The sequence below is a fragment of the Burkholderia sp. AcTa6-5 genome (assembly GCF_017815075.1).
Lineage (GTDB): Bacteria > Pseudomonadota > Gammaproteobacteria > Burkholderiales > Burkholderiaceae > Burkholderia > Burkholderia sola.
In genome coordinates this window covers 20340-22618 of sequence record NZ_JAGIQE010000029.1, presented here as the reverse complement: position 1 = coordinate 22618, position 2279 = coordinate 20340, and the positions used below count along the sequence as shown (strand labels likewise).

Annotated in this window: 1 pseudogene; it reads left to right on the top strand. The window is 62.8% G+C overall.

The annotated features are described in order from the left end of the window. Positions 1-2279, top strand: a pseudogene (locus J8I33_RS34640) (hemagglutinin); the annotation flags it as partial.

The window sequence follows — 2279 nt, the reverse complement described above, 5'->3', positions numbered from 1 at the left end:
ACGTCGCTTTCGTCGTCCACGTCGACGGGGCTCTCGTCGGCGAATAGTTCGATCGCTTCGCTGTCGACGTCGACTTCGACTGGCATCAACTCGCTGTCCACTGGCCTCAGCTCGGCTAACAGCTCGATCACTTCGCTGTCGACCTCAACCTCGACCGGCATCAACTCGCTCTCCACCGGCCTCAGCTCGGTCTCGACGAAGACAGACAACCTGGGTAACAGCACCGCGTCCGCACTTGGCGGTGGTTCGACGTACGACCCGACGACGGGCACGGTCTCGGCTCCGGCGTACACCACGTACAACGCGAACGGCACGACGTCGACGGCCAACAGCGTGGGCTCGGCGATCAACAACATCAACAGCCAGGGCATCAAGTACTTCCACGCAAACTCGACCGGCGCCGACAGCACCGCGACGGGCACCGACGCCGTCGCCATCGGCACCGGTGCCGTCGCCGGCACGAACAACTCCGTCGCGCTCGGCGCGAACTCGGTGACTGCCCCGGCCAGCCCGACGAGCAGCGCGACCGTCAACGGCGTAACGTTCGGCGGATTCGCTGGCGCCACGCCGGTCGGCACCGTCAGCGTCGGCGACTTCAACAAAGAACGGCAGATCACCAACGTCGCCGCCGGCCAAGTAACCGAGACCAGTACGGACGCGATCAACGGCAGCCAGCTTTATTCCGTCGCCCAACAAGTCGGTACCGCGACCAGCGCCATTTCGTCGCTGTCGACGTCGACTTCGACGGGTCTGTCGTCGGCGAATAGCTCGATCACCTCGCTGTCCACTTCGACTTCGACCGGCCTGTCGTCGGCTAATAGCTCGATCACCTCGCTGTCCACGTCGACCTCGACCGGCCTGTCGTCGGCCAATAGCTCGATCACGTCGCTCTCGACTTCGACCTCGACGGGCCTCTCGTCGGCGAATAGCTCGATTACGTCGCTCTCGACTTCGACTTCGACCGGCCTCTCGTCGGCTAACAGCTCCATCACATCGCTCTCGACTTCGACTTCGACGGGTCTGTCGTCCGCCAACAGCTCGATCACCTCACTGTCGACTTCGACCTCGACGGGTATCAATTCGCTGTCGACCGGCCTCAGCTCGACCAACAGCTCGGTGACGTCGCTGTCGACTTCCACGTCCACCGGCTTGTCGTCGGCGAATAGCTCGATCACGTCGCTGTCCACTTCGACTTCGACCGGCATCAACTCGTTGTCGACGGGCCTCAGCTCGACCAACAGCGCGGTGACGTCGCTGTCGACCTCCACGTCCACCGGCCTGTCGTCGGCTAACAGCTCGATCACCTCTCTGTCCACGTCGACCTCGACCGGCATCAGCTCGCTGTCGACGGGCCTTAGCTCGACCGATAGCTCGGTGACGTCGCTGTCGACTTCCACGTCCACCGGCTTGTCGTCGGCGAATAGCTCTATCACGTCGCTCTCGACTTCGACCTCGACGGGTATCAATTCGCTGTCGACGGGCCTCAGCTCGACCGATAGCTCGGTGACGTCGTTGTCGACCTCCACGTCGACCGGCCTGTCGTCGGCCAACAGCTCCATCACGTCGCTGTCCACATCGACCTCGACCGGCATCAATTCGCTGTCGACGGGCCTCAGCTCGACCGATAGCTCGGTGACGTCGTTGTCGACCTCCACGTCCACCGGCTTGTCGTCGGCTAACAGCTCGATCACGTCGCTGTCCACTTCGACTTCGACAGGTCTGTCGTCCGCGAACAGCTCCATCACGTCGCTCTCGACCTCGACCTCGACAGGTCTCTCGTCGGCGAATAGCTCGATCACGTCGCTCTCGACTTCGACCTCGACTGGCCTGTCGTCGGCCAACAGCTCGATCTCGTCGCTGTCGACCTCGACCTCGACGGGTATCAATTCGTTGTCGACGGGCCTCAGCTCGACCGATAGCTCGGTGACGTCGTTGTCGACCTCCACGTCGACCGGCCTGTCGTCGGCGAATAGCTCCATCACGTCGCTGTCGACTTCGACCTCGACCGGCCTGTCGTCGGCCAACAGCTCCATCACGTCGCTGTCCACATCGACCTCGACCGGCATCAATTCGCTGTCGACGGGCCTCAGCTCGACCGATAGCTCGGTGACGTCGTTGTCGACCTCCACGTCCACCGGCTTGTCGTCGGCTAACAGCTCGATCACGTCGCTGTCCACTTCGACTTCGACAGGTCTGTCGTCCGCGAACAGCTCCATCACGTCGCTCTCGACCTCGACCTCGACGGGGCTGTCGTCGGCGAATAGCTCGATCACGTCGCT